Origin of the sequence: Arthrobacter sp. C2, assembly GCA_024207135.1 — a bacterium.
Taxonomy (GTDB): domain Bacteria; phylum Actinomycetota; class Actinomycetes; order Actinomycetales; family Micrococcaceae; genus Paeniglutamicibacter.
Genome location: CP042428.1, coordinates 1683319 through 1703550, shown reverse-complemented (window position 1 = coordinate 1703550; position 20232 = coordinate 1683319). Strand labels below are relative to the sequence as shown.

Genomic DNA, 20232 nt, shown 5'->3' with positions numbered 1-20232 from the left:
GCCGTCACGGAAGCGGCTGATTTCCCGGCGGCGAGATCGTGCCGACCCCGCGGGAGACCGGGACGTGCAGTGCGCGGCAGCCAGGAAGCCCCGGACGATGGCCCCGGCCCCGGAGGCCGTTCCCGGCCCACGGCCGCCTTGGCGGGGGCGCAGCGGCCCCTGCCTGCCATTGGGGGAGGGGCCCGCGAGGTGGCCGGCGACGGATCGCCGATCCGAGACGGGAGCACTGCCGGCGCGGCTGCCGCGGTGCGCGCGGCGGGACCCCTCAGCTCCCGCCAAAGCGGGTTGCACGTATGGGTGTTTGCGGGATCCCTGCGCGAGTGCTCGTCCACTTTTCTGTTGCCTCGGCTCCCGAGAGGAACCCACGGAGCTTCCGGAAGGTGAGCCCGCCCGGACGGTTCCCGGCGGTTCCGAAGGCTTCAGCGGGCCCATTCATGCAGCGGCCCAACAACCCGGAGCCCGGGCCCGACCGTTTCCGCCAATGGCAACCAGTCCCGACGCGGGGAGAATGCCGAAGGGGAGCCAGGCACGTTTCGGGACCGCCGCATGAGTGGGCCTCCCGGCCACCGTGCTCCGAGGCGACACCTTGGGCCACCGTTGCCGGCATCACTGGAACCGGAGCATTCCGCGCCATCACCCCGCACCGATCATTCGGTGAATTGCGTCACTGAGATTTTGGGTGAGTAACACCCTGACGTGCCGTTTTCAATGGATTTTGTGCGGTCGATCACAAAGTGCCATTCCGATTTCACAGCGTCGAAAATTGCTGGTAGAGTTCTTACTCGTTGCCCCCCTAGCTCAGTGGTAGAGCGCGTTCTTGGTAAGAACGAGGTCACCGGATCGATTCCGGTGGGGGGCTCTGAATGGAATGGCCCGCGCCTGAGTCAGCCCGCAAGGGAACCTGACGCGGACGCGGGTCTTACCATTCGTGGCGGCTTAGCTCAGCTGGTTAGAGCGCACGACTCATAATCGTGAGGTCCCGGGATCGAGTCCCGGAGCCGCTACACAAGAATGGCCCCGGAAACCCCAAGGTTTCCGGGGTTTTTTGTGTCCAAAAGCAGCCCGGGTGTGGCCGCCGTTGGATCAGCGGGCCACTGGCCATTTCCATGCGGCCGAACCGCTGAAATTCGACGCACCGTTCGGCTGGGTTGGCGATGCGGGCATTGCTTGGCTGTGGTCGGCCAGGCGGGGAACGCCCGTCCGCCCGAGATCAAGGAATCCAGGCGGAGAAAATACCGCAGTGGTGGCGCTCAACGAGGCTTTGAGCACAGGAGCTGCAATGACCGTGACTGATGCCCGTCCGGCATGGTGCCTTTTTGGGCGGCGCGGTTGATCCAGAGGCGATGGAACGACGCAGTGCCGGCGCCCGTTGTCCGGCCCCACGGGACGTTTCCGCGTGCAGGCCGTGAATTCGCTGGGAAACCGGTGCGCGCCGGGGTCAATCCTGTCCGGGGAGAACCCGGTGCCGTAGGGTTTTATCGGTGATTCCCTTTCTTGATGTGCACGCGACACTGGCAGCGATTGCGGTGCGGCCGGTGTCGGCGAGCTTCCTGCCGGACTGGCTAAACCCCGACGTATTCCTGCGGAATCCCGCCTTGGGCCCGTGGGTGATCCTGCTGATTTGCGGCATCGTGTTTGCGGAGACCGGACTGCTGGTTGGTTTCTTCCTGCCGGGTGATTCCATGCTTTTCACCGCGGGGCTTCTGGTCGCTACCGGCGCCCTGGATGTCAGCCTGCCGCTGTTTGCGCTGCTGATCTTCATTGCGGCCTTCGCTGGTGACCAAACCGGATACCTTATCGGCCGCAAGGCCGGCCCCGCAATCTTCAAGAAGCCCGATTCGAGGCTCTTCCGCAAGGAATACGTCGACAATGCGCGCATCTTCTTCGAACGCTTCGGCGGGAGGGCCGTGGTGCTTGCCCGATTCGTTCCGATCGTCAGGACGTTCGTCCCGGTCATCGCAGGCGTGGCACACATGCGGTACCGCGTTTTCGTGCTCTACAACCTCTTGGGAGCCCTGCTGTGGGGCGTCGGGGTGACACTTCTGGGTTTCTGGTTGGGTCAATACGAGTGGGTCGGCGAAAACATAGATGTCATCTTCATCGTGATCGTGCTCATCTCGCTCGTCCCTGTCGCACTTGAGCTGCTGAAGGCCGGGCGTCGCAAGGCACCCGAAAACTGACCCGCATCCCGGAGTCGGGGGCGGCGCGGCCCCCCGCTGCTGCGGGGCCGCATGGAGGAGCTGCGCCTTTCGGGGGAGCGGAAGCGTGCGCTGAAGGACGCCAAGATGTGGCGTTGGTCATGTCCGAGGTTTTCGATGTGCATTTTATGTCGTTCATTGGGTAGAGTATTTTCTCGTTGCCCCCCTAGCTCAGTGGTAGAGCGCGTTCTTGGTAAGAACGAGGTCACCGGATCGATTCCGGTGGGGGGCTCGATAAAAAACCGCGGTTGGTCCCAGACAAGGGTCCAACCGCGGTTTTTGTTTTGCTCCGGCGCAGTCTATTTGCGCAGCGACGTGTTCCCGCTGACCTTGGAAACGATCCGGTCGATGAGGATGCCAAGTCCGATGGCCACCGCGACTGCGACCGCCATGCCCAGAAGATGGTGTTCCTCGAACCACCGGCCGGCCAGGACGCCGATGAGAACGGAATAGGTCGCCCAGCCGAGGCTGGAGAAGCACGTCAGGATGACGAAGGTCCGGCGCGGGAAACCCGTGGCTCCGGCCACCAGGTTCACTGCGACACGACCGATGGGAACGAACCGGGCAACCAGGATCAGGGATACGGGGCGAAGCCGCAATTCGTACCCGGCCCAGGCAAAGGCGTGCTGGAGCCGCTTGCGGCGCATCCACGCAAACCTGTCGGTTCCGATGCTGCGCCCGATCAGGTACGCCACGTTGTCGCCGACGAAGGCGCCCAGGCCGGCGACCAGCCCCAGCAGCCAGGGATTCGGATTTCCGTGGGTCGGCACCAGGGAAGCCAACGCAACGACCAGCGATTCGCTGGGCACCGGCGGGAAGAAGCCGTCAATCGCGCAAAACAGGAAAATCATCAAGTACGACAGGGGGTTTCCGGCAGCAGCGAAGATGAAGGCGCTTAGCGAGTCCAAAGCCGTGGTGAAAAAGTCCAAGAGAGATCCTGTTCGTTCAATGTCCCGGGCTCCCCATTAGGTCAACGCGAGCTTCCATCTCCAAGGCTAACCACGACACATACCATTTCCTACTTTGGTGGCGTCTGTGATCAAGCCGACTCAATCCGGCGGTTCACGTGGGTTGCCCGATAAGATGGACGAAGTGCGAAAGCCGCAATCATGCGTGCCCGACCTGGAAGGTTGGACTCGTTGGGGTGATTCGCTCTCGACGACCATGAATCTCCAGGAGAGGACGAAGCACATGCCGAAAGCGGACTTCAACCAAGAGTTCCCGACCCGTGCTTCCCTGCGGCGCGCCCGCCAAGCCGAAGTTGCAGCGCAGGAACAGGCCAAGGACGAAGCGAAGAAGACCGCGGAAAAGCCCCGGGTGCTGGACGAATTCGATGCCGTTCCCGAATCCGGCCTCGAAGGATCCCCGGCTGCAACCACCAAGCCCGGACCTGCCAGCCCGGTCAACACCGCGGACGCCGCAAAAGCCAAGACCGCACCGACGGCCGCGTCGAGCGCACCGGCCCCCGCGAAGCCGCAACCGAAGCCAGCTCCGGCAAAACCCGCTCCCGCAGCCGCCGCGCCGGCCCGGGAAACGGGCGGCAACGACACCAAGAGCGTGAACAAGCCCGCTGCCGCCGCATCGGCGCCGCCAAGTGCCAAGCCCGCCGCCAAACCAGCAGCCCCGGCTCCAGCAGCCGCAAAGGCGCCGCAGGCCAAGGCCGTGCCGCCCAAGGCCGAGGCGCAGCCCGGCGCCGCTGCACCGGCCAAGCCCGCGGCCCCCGCCGCAAGCGCCGCCAAGCCACCGGCGCCCGCAGCTGCCGCTTCCCCGAAACCTGCTGCAGCCGCCGCACCGGCCAAGCCCGCGGCCCCGGCTGCGAAGCCGGAAGCTGCCAAGCCGGCGGCCGCCCCCGTGGCAAAGCCGGCTCCCGTGGCACCAAAGCCCGCACAGGCCGCAGCCACAGCGAAACCGGCTGCCGAGGCGGCCAAGCCCGCACCTTCCGCGGCAAAGCCGGCTCCCGCGGCCGCCACGCCGGGCGCGAAGCCCGCGACAACTCCTGCCAAGCCGGCGGTCGCGACCGACAACAAGCCTGCAGCTGCACCGGCCAAGCCTGCGACGCCGACGGGAACCGCCAAGCCCGCTGCGCCCAAGCCGGTTGCCCCGAAGCCGGCCGAACCCAAGGCCGCCAACCCCGCAGTGCCCGCCGCGACCTCGGCCGAGGCAGCGGACGCCTCCGCACCGGCCGAGGACCTCACAACGCCCGAAGGCCGCCGCCAGGCCTTCCGCGAGATGAACCCGGCGGCCGGGACCCGCGACACGTTCCTGCGGCCCGAGGACGAGACCACGTTCCGTGCCGAACGCGGTTTCCGCGGCTTCCTCACGCGCCTGGGCTTCAACATGGAACCCTCTGCCGAGGAAGTCGAGGAACGCAAATGGCGCCGCATCGTCGGCACCCGGCTCACCGAATCCAAGACCATCTCCGTGGTCAACGGCAAGGGCGGAGCCAACAAGACCCCCACCGCCGTGCTGCTGTCGGCGGTCTTTGGCCGCAACACCGGCGACCCGGTCCTGGTCTGGGACAACAACGGAACCCGCGGAACGCTGGGCTGGCGCACCGTCCAGGGGCCGCACGCCGCCCACTCCATGGACCTGCTGTCCGCCGCACCGCGGCTCAAGGACGTGAAAGTCGGGGACCCGGTCATCCACAACTACACGCACTACCAGCCCGAAGACTGCTACAGCGTCCTGCGCACCGACCCGACGCTGCTGGCCAGCGAGCAATTCGTCAACGCCGCGGACTTCGACGCGCTGCACTCGATAGCCTCGCGATTCTTCGCGCTGACCATCATGGACTCCGGCAACGACGAGTCTGCCGAACGCTGGATGCGCATGATCGACCACACCGACCAGCTGGTCATCGCCAGCACCACCGTGGAGGAGCATGCCGAGGCCGGCGCCCTGCTGCTCGAGGCCCTGGCCAAGCGCGGGGGGCACTACAAGGAGCTGGCCCAGAACGCCGTCGTCATCGTTTCCCAGCACCAGCCCCACGGCAACAGCGAACAGCTTGACCGCATCGCCCACGGCTTCGGCCGCCTGGCCCGCTCCGTGGTCACCGTTCCCTACGACGCGGCACTGGTCAAGGGACAGATCCGCTTCGAGGGACTGCGTCCGGCAACGCGCCGGGCCTGGCTGCACGCCACCGCCGCGGTCGCCGGGGCACTGCACGACTGAGGTGGAAGCCCCCGCCCTGCTCTGCCGCGGGATCCGCTGGCCCTCGGAACCCGGAACCCCGTCGCTGGTGCTCGATGACGAGAGCCTTCAGGCCGGCGACGTGGTGCTGGAACCGGGAACCCGGCTTGGCTTCACGGTGCTGCCCGGCCGCTGGTGCCTGGGCCACCAACTGATCAAGGACAGGACCCACCGCACCCTGGTGCCCTGCCCGACCGGCTCGCTGATTGCCCGCGGCACCCAGTGCGCCCCCTGCGAGGCCGCCGACCAATCCCGGCCGATGCATGAATTCCACCGCACGGGCCGCGCTTCCCCGGGCCTGCGCGACTACCTGGACCAGCCGCACTGGCTCTACGTGGCGACATTCGCCCAGGGAACCACCAAGGTCGGCACGGCCGCGAACCCCAGCAAATGGCGGCGCCTGGCCGAACAGGGCGCGATCAGCGCCCGCTATGTCGCTTGGTGCCCCGACGGGGTCTCGGTGCGCAACCTCGAGGACCTGGTGACCCGCGAGCTCGGATTCACCCAACAGGTCAGGGCCAGCTCCAAGGCCCGCGGCCTGCTGGAACACCACGTGACCACCGCGGATCTCGATGCGCTCAACGCGTCCAGGGCCGAGGCCGCGCGCACCCTGCTGGCGCAGCTGGACCCCGGGACCCTGGCCGGTTCCCGCGCCGTCGAGGAGACCTGGAACCGGCCGCCCCAGGGACAGGTCCTGCTGGCCGGGTTCGACGCCCACCGGCTGCAGCCCTACCCGGGGAACCTGGCCGAGGGATCCCACGGCTTTTACGTGGCCGGGGTCTCCGGGCAGGTGCTGGGCGTGGAACTGGACGGGCAACCGGAGCTGTTCGTGGCCAATGCGGCACTGCTGAAGGGGCGCAAGCTGGCACCGGGCGAACATGTGACACAGTCGCCACCGGTCCAGGGCGCACTGTTCTAAGCCGATTTGCGGCGCTGAATTAGGATTGGAGCATGACCAATACCCCCTGGGAAGCTTCTTCCGGACTGTACAAGAAACTGGCCATCGGGTCGATGGTGGTTTCCGGCACGGGCATCGTCCTGGCCCTGATCGGTGCCAACACGCACAACCGGCCGCTGATGTACACGGCCATGGGCATCATCGGCATCGGATTGGTGGCGCACATGATCGGGATGGGGATCCGCGCCCGCGACGCCAGGGCCTGGCGCGTCTCCCAGGGACTGGTCCGGCCCCGGCCGCCCAAGCGCGGCAAGCGCAACAACACCACCCCCGGGGACACCCCCTAGCCGGACCCCGGGCCCCACAACTTCCACCCCCAGCATCAGCACTCGTCCCACACAGGAGCGGCACAACCGATGAGCATCAACCCCGACTTGGCAGGCCGGGTCTACCCGGCCCAGGAGCCCTACGCGGTGGGCCGCGAAAAGATCCGCGAATTCGCCGCCGCCGTGAAGGCCACCCACCGGGCCCACTACGACCTAGACGCCGCGGCCGAGCTGGGCCACGGCGATCTGCTGGCCCCGCCGACCTTCGCGATCATCGTCGCCCAACGCGCCGACGCGCTGCTGGTCAACGATCCCGACAGCGGCATCGACTTCTCCCGCGTGGTGCACGCCGACCAGCGCTTCACCCACCACCGCCCCATCGTGGCCGGGGACCAGCTGGTCGCCGAACTGCACGTGGACACCGTGCGCGCCATGGGCGGCGGGGCCATGATCAGCACCCGCGCCGAGATCGCCACCACCGACGGCCAGAAGGTCGCCACCACCGTTTCCTCCATCTTGGTACGCGGAGAGGACCAGTAATGATCGACTTCGACACCCTTGAAAAGGGCCAGCAGATCGGCTCCACCACCGTCTTCGTGAACCGCGCGGACCTGGTGCGCTACGCCGGGGCCTCGGGGGACTTCAACCCCATCCACTGGAACGAGCGCTTCGCCACCGAGGTCGGGCTGCCCGGGGTCATCGCCCACGGCATGTTCACCATGGGGGCCGCGGTGCAGCTGGTCACCGACTGGGCGCAGGATCCCGGTGCCATCGTCGACTACCAGACCCGCTTCACCAAGCCCGTCCCCGTCGCGGACCCGGCCGGCACCAACCCGTCCGACGCCGCCGGCACCGCCATCGAGATCGCCGGCACCATCGGCGCGCTGGACGCCGAGGCCCGCACCGCCCGCGTGGACCTGGTGGTCAGCGTCGAGGGCACCAAGGTCCTGATCAAGGCCCAGGCCGTGGTGCAGCTCTGAAACCAGCACCGGATTCCGCAGCGCCCGCCCCCGGGCGCCGGGGCAACCCCGAGGTCATGCCCTGGCGCAACGGGGTGCTGGCACTGTACCTGGCCTCCGGGCTGATGCTCGCCACGCTGGTCTCCCGGCTGCCCTCGGTGCGCGACGCGCTGGGGCTGAGCCACGGCGAGGTCGGCCTGCTGTTGCTGTGCATGACGGCCGGGTCCTTCGCCTCGGTCTCGGTCTCCGGATTCGTGGTCATGCGCCTGGGTTCCAAGCGGACCCTGGTGCTCGCCGCCTCGCTGACCGCCGTGGCACTTGCCGTGGTGGGCGTCGCGGCGGCGGGGCTGCACTCGCTGGTGCTCACGGGCACCGCGCTGGGACTGCTGGGCGCCGGCAACGCCGCCTGGAACGTGTCCTCCAACGTCCAGGGCGCGGCCATGGAACGGGCCCTGGGCGTGCCGATCATGCCGGTGCTGCACGGCTTCTTCTCCGTGGGCACCGTGCTGGGCGCAGCGGCCGGGGCACTGGGTGCCGCGCTGCACCTGAGCATTTCCTGGCACTTCGCGGCCATGTCCGTGGCCGTGCTGGCCATCATCCACCTCGGCACCAGGACCTTCAGGCCCGACGCCTCCAACGCCGGGTCCGGGCATTCCAACAAGTCGCTGCTGGCCGACGCCTGGCGCGAACCGCGCACGCTGGTGCTCGGCGTGCTGGTGCTGGGCATGGCGCTGGCCGAGGGCGCGGCGGGGGACTGGGTCGCCCTGGCCCTGTCCGACGGCTACGGGGCCATCAACTCCGTGGGCGCCATCGGCTACGGGGTCTTCGTCACCGCGATGACCCTGGCCCGGCTCGGCGGCGGGTTCGTCCTGGCCCGGCTGGGCCGGGTGGTGGTCATCCGGATCTCCGCGGCGTCCACCCTGGCCGGACTGCTGCTCTTCGTCTTCGGCCCTTCCCTGCACACGGCCTTCGCGGCCCTGGTGTTCTGGGGCCTGGGGGTGGCGCTGAGCTTCCCGGTGGCCATGACCGCGGCGTCGGACGACCCGATGCGCGCCGCCGCCCGGGTCTCGGTGGTCTCCACCATCGGCTACGGCGCGTTCCTGGGCGGGCCCCCGCTGCTGGGCCTGCTGGCGGACCGTGTCGGGCTGCTGCATGCCCTGGGCTACGTGGGCATCCTCGTGGTCCTCTCCTTCTTCCTGGCCCCGGCCGCCGGCCCCCGCAAGGCCGCCGTGCCGGCACCCGCAACCAACACCACCGAACCCTAAGGCGCAAACCACCGTGAACACCCAGCTGCTCGCACCCCTGACCACCACCGGCGTCGGCGGCCCCGCCGACGCCTTCGTCCGCGCCGACACCGAGGAACGGATCACCGCCGCGGTGGCCGCCGCCGACGCGGCAGGGGAAGAGCTGCTGATCGTTGCCGGCGGCTCGAACCTGGTCATCGACGACGCCGGGTACCCCGGCACGGTGCTGCAGATCGCCAACCGGGGGGTGGCGATCGGCAAGGAGCTCTCCGACGGGCGCATCCGCGTGGACATCGCCGCCGGGCACCCGTGGGACGACGCGGTCGCCCAGACCCTGGCCGCGGGGCTCTCCGGGCTCGAGGCCCTGTCCGGGATCCCCGGATCGGCCGGAGCCACCCCGGTGCAGAACGTCGGCGCCTACGGCTCCGAGGTCGCCCACACGCTGCTCGAGGCCAAGGTCTACGAGCGCGCCACCGGCACCACCACCCACTTCGGGAATGCCGGGCTGGGGTTCGGCTACCGCGACTCGCTGCTCAAGCGCACCACCGCCAACGGCTCCCCGCAATACGTGGTGCTCTCGGTGGCCTTCGCCCTGCAGCGCCGGGCCGATTCCGCGCCGATCCGCTATGCGGAGCTGGCCCGCAGCCTGGGCGTGGCGGCGGGCGAACGCGCCGACGCCGCGGCGGTGCGCGCCACGGTGCTGGCCCTGCGTGCCTCCAAGGGCATGGTGCTGGACGCCGCGGACCGCGACACCTACTCCACCGGATCCTTCTTCACCAACCCGATCGTGCCGGCCGCGGTGCTCGACTCGCTGCCCGCCGGGGCCCCGAACTTCCCGGTGGACACCCCGGGCCTGGTCAAGCTCTCGGCGGCCTGGCTGATCGACAAGGCCGGCTTCGCCAAGGGCTTCGGCCTGGAAGGCACCGCCGGGGAAGCGCTGGCCGGCGGGCGGGCGGCGCTGTCCACCAAGCACACCCTGGCCATCACCAACCGCGGACACGCCTCCAGCGCCGACGTGCTGGCCATCGCCCGCGCGGTGCGCGCCGGGGTGCTGGAGCGCTTCGGCATCGAGCTGCACAACGAACCGCTCTTGATCGGCTGCGCCCTGTAGGGAATCGTGGGGTGCACCATGGCACCGCACCCGATCAAGCTCAGCAGCCCGCAGCGCACCGCCGTCGCCCACATGCGCCTGGCCGCGCAGGGCCTGCTGCCGCATCTTCCGCTGGCCACCGCGGCGTCGGCGGCCGCCAGTCCGGCCGAGGTCGTATCCGGGATGGGCATGATCCAGGCCCAGGATCTGCCGCAGGGATGCTGGGCCGTGGGGGTGCGGCTGCCCGGGGCCGGGCTCAGCGACATCCACGCGGCCCTGGCCGACGGCTCGGTCATCCGCTGCTGGGGCGCCCGCGGCACGCTGATGCTCATCTCCCCGGCACTGCATGCCACGCTGCTCGCGGTCACCGGACCGCGGATGGACGCCTCGATGGCGGGGACCCGGGCGGCGGAAAACATCACCGAACCCGAAATCGCGCGCCTGGCCGAGGTGGCGCGCGAGCGCTGCTCCGGCGCCGGGGCCACCCGTGCCGAGTTGCTCGCCGCCTTTGCCCAGGCAGGGTCCAGCACCGCCGGGCAGCGCGGCTACCACCTGATCGTGGCGGTGAGCCTGCGCGGGGTGATCGTGCAGGGCCCGATGGAGCCGGGAAGCAGCACCCGCCAGCTGTTCATGGCCACCGAGCAGTGGATTGCGGGCCGCGGGCCCGCCGGGCACGCGGACCCCGAGGCGGCGCTGCGGCTGCTGGTGGGGACGTACATCCGCTCCCACGGGCCGGCGACGGCAGCCGATTGCGCCTGGTGGCTCGGCCTGCCGCTGGCTCCGGTGCGTGCGGCCCTCGCCGCGCAGCAGCAGGAACTGCCCGGGCGCTCGCTGGGCGGGGAGGTCTTCCACTGTGCCGAGGTGCATGCCAACCGCTGGGCGGGCCTGCGCGGGGCCCGCGGGACGCTGGCGCTGCCGGGCTTCGACGAATTGCTGCTGGGCTACAAGGACCGTTCGGCGGCGCTTGCCCCCGAACACGCCCAGGCAGTGACCCCGGGGAAGAACGGGATCTTCCTGCGCACCGTGGTCTCCTCCGGGCACGTGGTGGGCACCTGGGGCGTGGAGGGCCGCGGGCGGAGCCTGCGCGCGCAAAGCTCGCTCTTTGTCCCGGTGACATCGGCCCGCAACGGGGCAGCGATCGGGCGTGCGCTGCAGGCCTACCTGGATTTCCGCAACGGCTGAGCCGCCCGGTCGGGGGAAAGGTGACACGGCCGCGGCGGACGAGGAAGGCGGGGCGCCGCGGGCATGAAAAAGCCGGCCGCCGCCCCCGTCCCCCTGCAACCAGGGGGACGGGGGCAACGGCCGGCCGTGGGTCTTCGGCCCGCGGGGCCGGTGCCCGGGGCTAGAGCCGGCCCTGGGCGATGGCCAGCATGCGGCGCAGCGGCTCGGCGGCGCCCCAGAGCAGCTGGTCGCCCACGGTGAACGCCGAGATGTAGGTCGGGCCCATTTCCAGCTTGCGGATGCGGCCCACCGGGATGTCCAGGGTGCCTGAGGCGGCGACCGGGGTCAGCGCGTCGACTGTGGCTTCCTTGGTGTTGGGCACGACCTTGGCCCACTCGTTGTCGTTGGCCAGCAGCTTCTCGATCTCGGCCACCGACAGGTCCTCGGTGAGCTTGAGGGTCAGCGCCTGGGAGTGCGAGCGCATGGCGCCGATGCGCACGCACAAACCGTCGACGACGACCTTGTTGGCCTCGGTGTTGCCCAGGATCTTGTTGGTCTCCACCCCGGCCTTCCACTCTTCCTTGGACTGCCCGTTGCCCAGGTCCGCATCGATCCAGGGGATCAGCGAGCCGGCCAGCGGCACGCCGAACTGGGTGGCGTCCAGGCCGCCGCGCTGCGCGGCCAGGACCTTGCGGTCGATCTCCAGGATCGCGGAGGCCGGGTCGTCGAGCTCGGAGGCGACGTGGGAGTTGATGTCGCCGAACTGGGTCAGCAGTTCGCGCATGTGCCGCGCGCCGCCGCCGGAGGCCGCCTGGTAGGTCATCGAGGTGCCCCACTCGACCAGCCCGTTGGTGAACAGTCCGCCCAGGCCCATGAGCATGCAGGAGACGGTGCAGTTGCCGCCGACGAAGTCCTTGGTGCCGTCGCCCAGCGACTTGTCGATGACGTTGCGGTTGACCGGGTCAAGCACGATCACCGAGTCGTCGTTCATGCGCAGCGTGGAGGCCGCGTCGATCCACAGCCCGTCCCAGCCGCGCGCCCGCAGGTCCCCGTGCACGGCGGAGGTGTAGTCCCCGCCCTGGGCGGTGACGATGATCGGCAGCTTGGCCAGGGTGTCCAGGTCGTAGGCGTCCTGCAGGGCGGGTGCGCCTTCGGCGAAGGCCGGGGCCGCGCCGCCGGCGTTGGAGGTGGAAAAGAACACGGGGTCGAGGTTCGCGAAGTCGCCCTCGTCCTGCATGCGTTGCATCAGGACGGAGCCGACCATGCCGCGGTAACCGACAAAGCCAACGGAAGAAGTCATGGTTCAAGCTTAAGGGGTGCCGGGCCCGCGCGGGGATTCGGTTACGTGCCAAGGCCGAACGGCGCATGGGCCCGATAAACGCCGAACGCCCCGGCCCGGAGCAACGTCCGTGCGGGGGCGTTCGGTGGTGTTCGGCCGGCGGGCCGGTCGAACGGCCGGACTATTTGCCGCCGTCTGCCAGCAGCGCCTTGCGCATGCCCACCAGCTTGAGCGAGCCGAACGCGAAGATCTGGGTGAACACCAGCAGCAGCACCAGTCCCATGATCTTGGAGCCGGTCAGGACCATGAACAGGCCCAGCCCGGCGAAGATCAGCGCGAAGAGCGGGAAGAGCATGTAGCCGAGCACGAAGAGGCCCTCGGGGCTGGTCTTCAGCGCCTTGATGGCGTCCTTCATGACTTCTGCTCCCACGCCTCGACGCGGTACTGGGTGCCGTTGGCCGCGGTGAGCCATCCGGCATCCGGTTCCGAGAGCGACTTGCTCCAGCCGTTGTCCAGCGCCGGGGCCTTGGTGTCGCCCTTCGGGGAGGCATTGATCACGGTCTTCACTGCCAGGTGGGCCCGGCCGGCGAATATCGAGTAGATCTCCCCGCCGCCGATGACCCAGATTTCCTGTGCGCCCTCGGCCGCGCGGGCGGCCTTCAGGGCCTCCTCGGCGGTGGCCACGGGCACGGCCCCGGCGCTGCGCAGCGCTTCGTGGCGTGCGGCATCGCGGGTGATCACGATGTTGGTGCGCCCGGGCAGCGGGCGGAACTTCTCCGGGAACGACTCCCAGGTCTTCCGGCCCATGATCACCGGGTGGCCGTTGGTGGTGGCCTTGAAGTGGGCCAGGTCCTCGGGCAGGGACCACGGCATGGAGCCGTTGGCGCCGATGACGCCGTCCGCGGCCTCGGCCCAGATCATGCCGATGCGTTCGGGGGCGGTGGTTTCGGCGCGGTGTCCGGCGCCTTGGTTTGGGTTGCTCATACGGCGATGGGGGCCTTAATCGTCGGGTGGTGTTGGTAATCCTCGATCACGAAGTCCTCGAGCGTGTAGTCGAAGATCGAATCGGGGGTGCGCGTGATGCGCAGGCGCGGGTACGGGTAGGGTTCCCGGGTTAGCTGTTCGGCGACCTGCGCGACGTGGTTGTCGTAGATGTGGGTGTCCCCGCCGGTCCAGACGAACTCGCCGCGCTCCAGGCCGAGCTGGTCGGCCACCATGCAGGTCAGCAGCGCGTAGGAGGCGATGTTGAACGGGACGCCCAGGAACATGTCGGCGCTGCGCTGGTAGAGCTGGCAGGAAAGCCTGCCGTCGGCCACGTAGAACTGGAAGAACGCATGGCAGGGCGGCAGTGCCATGTTCTCGATCTCGGCCACGTTCCAGGCCGAGACGATGTGCCGGCGCGAGTCCGGGTTGGCGCGCAGCGATTCCACGACCTGGGATATCTGGTCGATGTGGCGCCCATCCGCGGTGGGCCAGGAGCGCCACTGCACCCCGTAGACCGGTCCGAGCTCGCCGTTCGCGTCGGCCCACTCGTCCCAGATCTTCACGCCGTTCTCGCGCAGGTAGGCGGTGTTCGAGTCCCCGCGCAGGAACCACAGCAGCTCCACGGCCACGGACTTGAAGTGCACCCGCTTGGTGGTGATCAGCGGGAAGGATTCGGAGAGGTCAAAGCGCATTTGTCGGCCAAAAACGCTCGAGGTTCCGGTGCCTGTCCGGTCGCCCTTGGCGGTGCCATGGGCCAGGACGTCACGCAGCAGGTCTTCGTAAGGAGTTGGAATCGTCACCGCATCAGTCTAGCCGCGGGCACGCGGGTCGGGGGGAAACGACTGGCCCCGGACACCGGAAATGCGCTCATGATCACCACGAAGGGACCCGCCGCGGGCAGGGCCGCGGAGGGCCCCGCACCCGTGCGTTGCCCCCCTGGAATCAGGCCCGGTCGGTGGCCCGCAGCCGTCCCTGGACCAGCGAGAGCAGGGTGGCATCCTCGATGCCGGCGGCGCGCGAGGCGGCGATGAGTTCGGTGATCCGCAGCCGGATCTCCACCTCGGCTTCCAGCTTGCTGCCCGACGGGGTGTGGGTCACCACGGTGCCGAGCCGGCGCCGGGACTCGATCAGCCCCAGCGCCTCGAGCTCCTTGTAGGCCCGGGCCACGGTTCCGGTGGCCACGCCGAGGTCCGAGGCCAGGGCCCGGACGGTGGGCAGGCGCGAGCCGTCGGCCAGCTGCCCCACGGCGATCAGCGAGGCGATCTGCGTGCGGATCTGTTCGAACGGGGGAGTGGCGTCGCGCAAATCGACGGTGACCAGGGCGCTCAATGGTTGCTCGGGCTTGGGACCGGGGCGTCGAAGCGCGCGGTGCGGTAGGCGGTGGAGGCCGGCAGCAGGCACAGCACCGCCCCGAGCACCAGGCAGGTGACCTGGAAGCCGGAGGGAGCCGGGTCCTGGAACGAATCCGCCACCTGGCCGAAGTCGGTTGTGACCCAGTATCCGGGGGTGCCCAGGATGCCCGCGATGATGAACGAGACCCCGCCGAAGGTGCGGGCCCCGCGCTGGGCCACCAGCACGCGCAGCTGCCGGTCTTCGGCGCCGCTGGCTCCGCGGAGCACCGGGCGGCGTGCTGCCATGCGGTACAGGCCCCGGGCGAGCGCCGCGGCCAGCAGCAGGATGCCCAGCAGCCACCAGGCGGCGGCGGCAAGCGCCGGCGGTCCGGTGAGCAGGAACGTGGCGATGCTCGCCACGCCCGTGGTCGCGGCCAGGCACAGCACGATCACGAACCAGGTGGGCAGCAGGTCGGTGCGCGGCCGATTCAGGAGAACACCGCTGCCCAGCCGGCGGGACACGATCCAGGCCACCAGGGCCTGGAGCAGGAAGTATCCGGCGATGGCCAGCAGCATGGTCAGCGCGATCGAGGCCAGTTCGTCCAGGGAAGTGGTGCCGGATTCGGCGGTCCACGCCGGGATCGACCCGAGCATCGCCACGGCGACGATCGAGGCGCCCTGGGCCAGCAGCAGGAAATCCCGGCCCTGGGAATACGACGCGGACGGGGCGCCGGGCCGGCGGCCGGTGAACTGGGCCGAGGCGGCCAGCTTCGGCGGCCCGAAGGCCACGATGAGCACCAGCACCAGCAGCATCCAGAGCGTGGCGATGCCGTTGAGCGCGTTGGCCTGGTCCTGGGCCGTTGAATCGAAGTGGTAGCCGGCGTCGCCGAGGGGCATGGCCCAGTCCGCGCGGGCCCGCATGCCCTCGGTGATGTAGCCCAGGGCGGCCATGCCGAAGCCGGTGACGGCGAAGATCGTGGTGCGCAGCAGCCGGTTGATCCAGATGGAGCGCAGCACCGCGTTGTCCCCGGCGTCCAGGGAGTCCAGCGGCGGGCGGCGGACGACCGCGGTGGCCGCGCCCAGGGATGAGAGCAGCACCAGCCCGAGCCCGCCGAGCAGGTACGGGCCCACGAGGGTGCCGGGCCGGGTTCCGTTGATGGGCCAGGTGGCCGGCTCGTTGGCGGCGGCGTCGGCCTCGGCTTCGGTGAGGTACTCCTCGGGGTGATCGAGGTCCAGCAGGTTGCCGTCCGTGTCGATGGGGTTGCCGTACGCGTCGGTGTCCCCGGCGTAGATTGGCAGTTCGATGCCGGTGGAGTCCTGGTTGCCCACCCGGTCCGGGGCCCCGGGATCGTTCCAGGCCACGATGATGAGCACGGTGCTGATGATGGTGCACAGAAGAAGGAATCCGGCGAGGAACCGCGGGACCAGGGTCTTGAGCCGGCGCACCTCCAGCGAGGCGGCGCGCACGGGCTTCAGGTGCCGCGGCCAGGTGAACTGGCCCAGCACGTAGACGATGCCCAGCCAGAGCCCCGGGGCGGCGGCATGCATGATGAGCGTCGGGACGCTGGTGCCCGCGGAGCCGGTCTCGCGGAGCAGGTTTTCGCCGGGGTTGGCCCACAGGTTGGACAGCCCGGAGGTTCCGGAGGCGAGAAAGGCGATCAGCGCGGTCCAGAAGGCGTGGCGTGAGATTGCGGCGGTGGCGTTGGACGCGTTGGGCTCGGCGACCAGGAAGCGCAGCAGCACATAGAGCAGTGCCGCCGAGATGGCCAGGCCGGAACCGATGGCGGTGAGCGCGGCCATCATGAGGAACCCCTTTGGTTGGATCTTTGTCTCAATGTATCAACCCATTGAGACAAAGTCCGTCCGTTCGAGGGATTTCGGCCCGGCGCGGCCAAATCGTTACGGAAAGGGGGCTCAGACCAGCAGGTCGTTGTACTCCGGGTAGCGGCGCAGGTAGTCCTGCACGTAGGAGCACTCCGGGACGATCTTCAGCTTGCGGGCGCGCATGTCCTCCAGGACCAGGGTGACCAGCGCACGGGCATAGCCGCGGCGTCCGTATTCCTCGTTGATGATGGTGTGCTGCAGCGTGGCGACATCTCCCTCGACGCTGTAGCCCAGGAATCCCACGTAGGTGGCGCCGTGCCACAGGCTGTAGCGGCCGCGGTCCTCGTCGTGGTCCAGCCGCAACCCCTGGTGCGCGATCTTTTCCCCGGCGTTGCCGTGGACTGGGGGGGAATCGTGTCGGGCCATGATGCACTCCTTGAACCGTTGAGCCGTGAAAAACGCAACCGGGGCGCCGCCTGTCCGGGCGCCTACCTAGAGACTACCGCGAAGGGTCCGCGCTAGTCCTCAAACGCGTCGTAAACTTCCACCGAGACGAGTTTGCGCTTGCCAGAGACCGGTTGGTGGACCACGACGAGCGCCCCGGGGCGCAGGAACGGGTCCCGTTCGGGCAGGAAGGCGGACAGTGCCGAATCCATCCTGGCGCGCAGCTCGGACAGCACCAGCGGCAGCACCGGGCGGTGCGTGCACACCGCCTGGGCGCGGCGCTTGTCCAGCAGCTTGGCGACGGCGCGCTGGGCCTTGTCCGGGCGGCGCTGGGCCTCGTGCTCGGTGATCGCCGGCAGCATCTTCACGATGAAGCGGTGCTGTTGCACGTAGGGCGCGACGGTCTGCACGCACCGGGTCCACGGGCTGGAGGCGACCTTGGCCGGGCGCCAGGAACCCAGCAGCCGGGCCACGGCCAGCGCCTGCCGCTGCCCGGTGGCAGCCAGCGGGCGCTTGCCCTCCTCGCGGGTCCAGTTGGAGCGCGGCTTGGCCTTGGCGTGGCGCACCACCACAAAGGGGTGGGTATCCAGCTTCCCGGCCAGGTGCGCGGCGACCAGCGCCTCCAGCGGTTCCAGGTCCCCGGGGTTGGTCAGCCAGGAGCGGGCCATCTTCGGGGTGGCCCAGCGCACCGCGTCGGTTTCCCTGCCGTCCGGGACTGGCGGGGTGCCCGGGAACTTCGCGGCCCAGTAGTAGACGACCTTGGTGCCGGAGCCCACCGCATAGGTCATCGCCGGCAGCGGGATGCCCAACTGGATGTCCAGCCCGACCTCCTCGAAGACCTCGCGGGTGGCGCACTCGGGCAGGGTCTCCCCGGGATCGAGCTTGCCCTTGGGCCAGGACCAGTCGTCGTACCGGTCCCGGTGGATCATCAGGACCTCGAGACCGCCGCCGTTGACCCGCCAGATGAGGGCCCCTGCCGCCCGCACCGCGAAGTCGCCGGTGCGGATGGATTCCGAATCGCTTGAACGCACGAAATGCACGCCCCTAGCGCCTGACCACGGTCCGCTGGCGGGTGCGCGACTCGATCAGCCACGACTGGATGTCTTCCAGCGGCGCGCCGTCCTCGTCCTTGTGGTGCCGGGTCCACTGGCCCTCGGCGTCCAGGTGCCAGCTGGCGGTGCCCGGATCCATGTAGCGGTCCAGCAACGCGACCAGCTCGGCGGTGTCCTCGCGGCTGCTCAGCGAGACCAGGGCCTCGACGCGGCGGTCCAGGTTGCGGTGCATCATGTCGGCCGAGCCGATGTAGACGATCGGCTCGCCGGCGTTGTGGAACATGAACACGCGGCTGTGCTCCAGGAAGCGGCCCAGGATCGAGCGCACCCTGATGTTTTCGCTCAGCCCCGGAACCCCGGGGCGCAGTGCGCAGATCCCGCGCACGATGACATCGACCGTGACCCCGGCCTGCGAGGCGCGGTAGAGCGCGTCGATGACGGCCTCGTCGACCATCGAGTTGACCTTGATGACCACCCGGGCAGCCAGGCCCGCCTTGCGGTTGGCGATCTCCGCCTCGATCCTGTCGATCAGCCCCGAACGCAGCGAGCGCGGGGCCACCAGCAGGCGCTTGAAGGTGGAGCGCGGGGCGTACCCGGAGAGCTGGTTGAACAGCCTCGAGAGGTCCTCGCCTACCGCGTCGTCACTGGTCAGCAAGCCCAGGTCCTCGTAGTAGCGGGCCGTGCGCGGGTGGTAGTTGCCGGTGCCGATGTGGCAGTAGCGGCGCAAGCGCTCGCCCTCGCGGCGGATCACCAGGGAGAGCTTGGAGTGGGTCTTCAGGCCCACGATGCCGTAGACCACGTGCACCCCGGCCTGCTCCAGCTTCCGGGCCCAGGAGATGTTTGCCTGCTCGTCGAAGCGGGCCTTGATCTCCACCAGCGCCAGCACCTGCTTGCCGGATTCGGCGGCGTCGATCAACGCGTCCACGATCGGCGAATCGCCACTGGTGCGGTACAGCGTCTGCTTGATGGCCATGACCTTGGGGTCGTTGGCAGCCTGCTCCAGGAACGCCTGCACACTGGTGGAAAAGGAATCGTAGGGGTGGTGCAGCAGGATGTCGCGGCGGCGCATCGCGGCAAACACGTTCGCGGCCTTGGAGGTCTCGGACTCGTTGAGGAAGCGCGAGGTGTGCGCCAGGTGCCTGGGGAAGTGCAGGTCCGAGCGGTCGATGTTGGCGATCACTCCCAGCCCGCGCAAATCCAGCGGCGCCGGCAGGGCGAAGACCTCGTCGTCCTCGACGCCGAGCTCGCGCACCAGCAGCGCACGGATGTTCGGGTTGATGTCGTCGACGACCTCCAGGCGCACCGGCGGGCCGAAGCGGCGGCGCAGCAGCTCCTTCTCCAGGGCCTGGAGCAGGTTCTCCGCGTCGTCCTCCTCGACCTCGAGGTCCTCGTTGCGGGTGACGCGGAAGAAGTGGTGCTCGACGATGTCCATCCCCGGGAACAGGTGTTCCAGGTGCTCGGCGATCACGTTTTCCAGCGAGATGAAGCGCGCCACCCGGCCCGCCGAGTTCCCGGCGCGCGGCCCGTCCACGGAGATCAGCCGCGCCATGGTGTCCGGGACCTTCAGCCGGGCGAAGAGCTCCTTGCCGGTCACCGGGTTGCGGACCACCACGGCCAGGTTCAGCGAGAGCCCGGAGATGTAGGGGAAGGGGTGGGCGGGGTCCACGGCCAGCGGGGTGAGGATCGGGAAGACCTGGTCAACGAACCAGCGGCGCAGCTCCTCGCGGGCCCGCTCGTCCAGGTCCGCCCAGCCCACCAGCAGGATCTGCTCCATTTCCAGGGCCGGGCGGACCTGCTGCGCGAAGACCTTCGCGTGGCGCAGCTGCAGCGCGTGCGCGTCGGCCAGCAGCATTTCGAGCTGGTCGATGGGGCTCATCCCGGCCGCCGAGGGCACCGCCAGGCCGGTGGCGATGCGCCGCTTGAGGCCCGCTACCCGGACCATGAAGAACTCGTCCAGGTTCGAGGAGAAGATCGACAGGAAGTTGACCCGCTCCAGCAGGTGCATTTCCGCATCCTCGGCCAGCTCCAGCACCCGGGCGTTGAAGTGCAGCCAGCTCAGCTCGCGGTCAAGGAACCTGTCGTCGGCGAAGTCGCCGTCGGGGATCGGCGAGGGCTCGAAGTCGGGCAGCTCGATCCGGTCCTGGGTGGCGCGGGCCGCCGGGACGTCGGTGATGCCCAGGGAGGAGGTGGGTGGGTGCGAATCCATGAGCGTTGCCCCTAGCATGAAATATTGGTGGTGGTGCGTGCTTTCAC

19 protein-coding genes and 3 tRNA genes are annotated in these 20232 nt (G+C 69.2%); 12 read left to right on the top strand and 10 right to left on the bottom strand.

Annotated features, from left to right (window positions below; genetic code table 11):
* The first annotated feature begins 787 nt into the window (after positions 1 to 787).
* The 4 genes from FPY90_RS07990 to FPY90_RS07975 all read left to right on the top strand — a co-directional run bounded on the left by FPY90_RS07990 (position 788) and on the right by FPY90_RS07975 (position 2430).
* Positions 788 to 859, top strand: a tRNA-Thr gene (locus FPY90_RS07990).
* 71 nt (positions 860 to 930) lie between these two features.
* Positions 931 to 1004: transfer RNA gene (locus FPY90_RS07985), tRNA-Met, on the top strand.
* Between the two features lie 480 nt (positions 1005 to 1484).
* Positions 1485 to 2180, top strand: a complete 696-nt coding sequence (locus tag FPY90_RS07980; protein WP_498685549.1) for a VTT domain-containing protein — start codon at positions 1485 to 1487, stop codon at positions 2178 to 2180.
* Positions 2181 to 2358: 178 nt separating this feature from the next.
* Positions 2359 to 2430, top strand: a tRNA-Thr gene (locus FPY90_RS07975).
* A 67-nt stretch (positions 2431 to 2497) separates the two neighbouring features.
* On the opposite strand, the gene FPY90_RS07970 is transcribed toward FPY90_RS07975, so the two are convergent.
* Positions 2498 to 3106 (bottom strand): DedA family protein, encoded by a 609-nt coding sequence (locus FPY90_RS07970; protein ID WP_071213231.1) that lies wholly within the window; start codon positions 3104 to 3106, stop codon positions 2498 to 2500.
* A gap of 283 nt (positions 3107 to 3389) precedes the next feature.
* Here FPY90_RS07970 and FPY90_RS07965 point away from each other — a divergent pair, with 283 nt between their 5' ends.
* The 8 genes from FPY90_RS07965 (at position 3390) to FPY90_RS07930 (ending at position 11086) form a co-directional block, all read left to right on the top strand.
* Positions 3390 to 5369 (top strand): MinD/ParA family ATP-binding protein, encoded by a 1980-nt coding sequence (locus FPY90_RS07965; RefSeq protein WP_498684892.1) that lies wholly within the window; start codon positions 3390 to 3392, stop codon positions 5367 to 5369.
* 1 nt (position 5370) lies between these two features.
* The gene (locus tag FPY90_RS07960; RefSeq protein WP_498684889.1) at positions 5371 to 6306 is read left to right on the top strand and encodes a DUF2797 domain-containing protein; all 936 of its coding nucleotides are present in this window, start codon (positions 5371 to 5373) and stop codon (positions 6304 to 6306) included.
* 32 nt (positions 6307 to 6338) lie between these two features.
* The gene (locus FPY90_RS07955) at positions 6339 to 6632 is read left to right on the top strand and encodes a hypothetical protein (protein WP_071212891.1); all 294 of its coding nucleotides are present in this window, start codon (positions 6339 to 6341) and stop codon (positions 6630 to 6632) included.
* 69 nt (positions 6633 to 6701) lie between these two features.
* The gene (locus FPY90_RS07950) at positions 6702 to 7151 is read left to right on the top strand and encodes an FAS1-like dehydratase domain-containing protein (protein ID WP_498684885.1); all 450 of its coding nucleotides are present in this window, start codon (positions 6702 to 6704) and stop codon (positions 7149 to 7151) included.
* The gene (locus FPY90_RS07945) at positions 7151 to 7591 is read left to right on the top strand and encodes a MaoC family dehydratase (protein WP_498684883.1); all 441 of its coding nucleotides are present in this window, start codon (positions 7151 to 7153) and stop codon (positions 7589 to 7591) included. Before FPY90_RS07950 ends, FPY90_RS07945 begins: the two co-directional genes overlap by 1 nt.
* A 56-nt stretch (positions 7592 to 7647) precedes the next feature.
* The gene (locus tag FPY90_RS07940) at positions 7648 to 8835 is read left to right on the top strand and encodes an MFS transporter (RefSeq protein ID WP_498684882.1); all 1188 of its coding nucleotides are present in this window, start codon (positions 7648 to 7650) and stop codon (positions 8833 to 8835) included.
* A gap of 13 nt (positions 8836 to 8848) precedes the next feature.
* The gene (locus FPY90_RS07935) at positions 8849 to 9925 is read left to right on the top strand and encodes a UDP-N-acetylmuramate dehydrogenase (RefSeq protein WP_498684879.1); all 1077 of its coding nucleotides are present in this window, start codon (positions 8849 to 8851) and stop codon (positions 9923 to 9925) included.
* Positions 9926 to 9943: 18 nt separating this feature from the next.
* Entirely contained in the window at positions 9944 to 11086 is a 1143-nt protein-coding gene (locus FPY90_RS07930; protein WP_498684878.1) for a winged helix DNA-binding domain-containing protein, read from the top strand.
* Between the two features lie 160 nt (positions 11087 to 11246).
* On the opposite strand, the gene asd is transcribed toward FPY90_RS07930, so the two are convergent.
* From asd to FPY90_RS07885, 9 genes are all read right to left on the bottom strand, one after another.
* Entirely contained in the window at positions 11247 to 12329 is a 1083-nt protein-coding gene (asd, locus tag FPY90_RS07925; protein WP_498685548.1) for an aspartate-semialdehyde dehydrogenase, read from the bottom strand.
* Positions 12330 to 12525: 196 nt separating this feature from the next.
* Complete coding sequence (locus tag FPY90_RS07920) at positions 12526 to 12759, bottom strand: NF038396 family protein (protein WP_071212898.1); 234 nt, start codon at positions 12757 to 12759, stop codon at positions 12526 to 12528.
* Complete coding sequence (locus FPY90_RS07915; RefSeq protein WP_498685546.1) at positions 12756 to 13265, bottom strand: dihydrofolate reductase; 510 nt, start codon at positions 13263 to 13265, stop codon at positions 12756 to 12758. The genes FPY90_RS07920 and FPY90_RS07915 overlap by 4 nt, the downstream gene beginning before the upstream one ends.
* Positions 13266 to 13324: 59 nt before the next feature.
* Entirely contained in the window at positions 13325 to 14128 is an 804-nt protein-coding gene (locus FPY90_RS07910; RefSeq protein ID WP_498684876.1) for a thymidylate synthase, read from the bottom strand.
* 142 nt (positions 14129 to 14270) lie between these two features.
* Positions 14271 to 14657: a GntR family transcriptional regulator gene (locus FPY90_RS07905; RefSeq protein ID WP_071212901.1), complete on the bottom strand. Its 387-nt coding sequence runs from the start codon at positions 14655 to 14657 to the stop codon at positions 14271 to 14273.
* Positions 14654 to 16462, bottom strand: a complete 1809-nt coding sequence (locus tag FPY90_RS07900; RefSeq protein ID WP_498684874.1) for a hypothetical protein — start codon at positions 16460 to 16462, stop codon at positions 14654 to 14656. Before FPY90_RS07900 ends, FPY90_RS07905 begins: the two co-directional genes overlap by 4 nt.
* A 111-nt stretch (positions 16463 to 16573) precedes the next feature.
* Positions 16574 to 16909, bottom strand: coding sequence for a GNAT family N-acetyltransferase (locus FPY90_RS07895; protein WP_498684872.1), 336 nt, complete (start codon positions 16907 to 16909; stop codon positions 16574 to 16576).
* Between the two features lie 92 nt (positions 16910 to 17001).
* Complete coding sequence (locus FPY90_RS07890; RefSeq protein WP_498684870.1) at positions 17002 to 17967, bottom strand: NUDIX hydrolase; 966 nt, start codon at positions 17965 to 17967, stop codon at positions 17002 to 17004.
* Positions 17968 to 17971: 4 nt separating this feature from the next.
* The gene (locus tag FPY90_RS07885; RefSeq protein WP_498684868.1) at positions 17972 to 20185 is read right to left on the bottom strand and encodes an RNA degradosome polyphosphate kinase; all 2214 of its coding nucleotides are present in this window, start codon (positions 20183 to 20185) and stop codon (positions 17972 to 17974) included.
* Positions 20186 to 20232 lie beyond the last annotated feature (47 nt).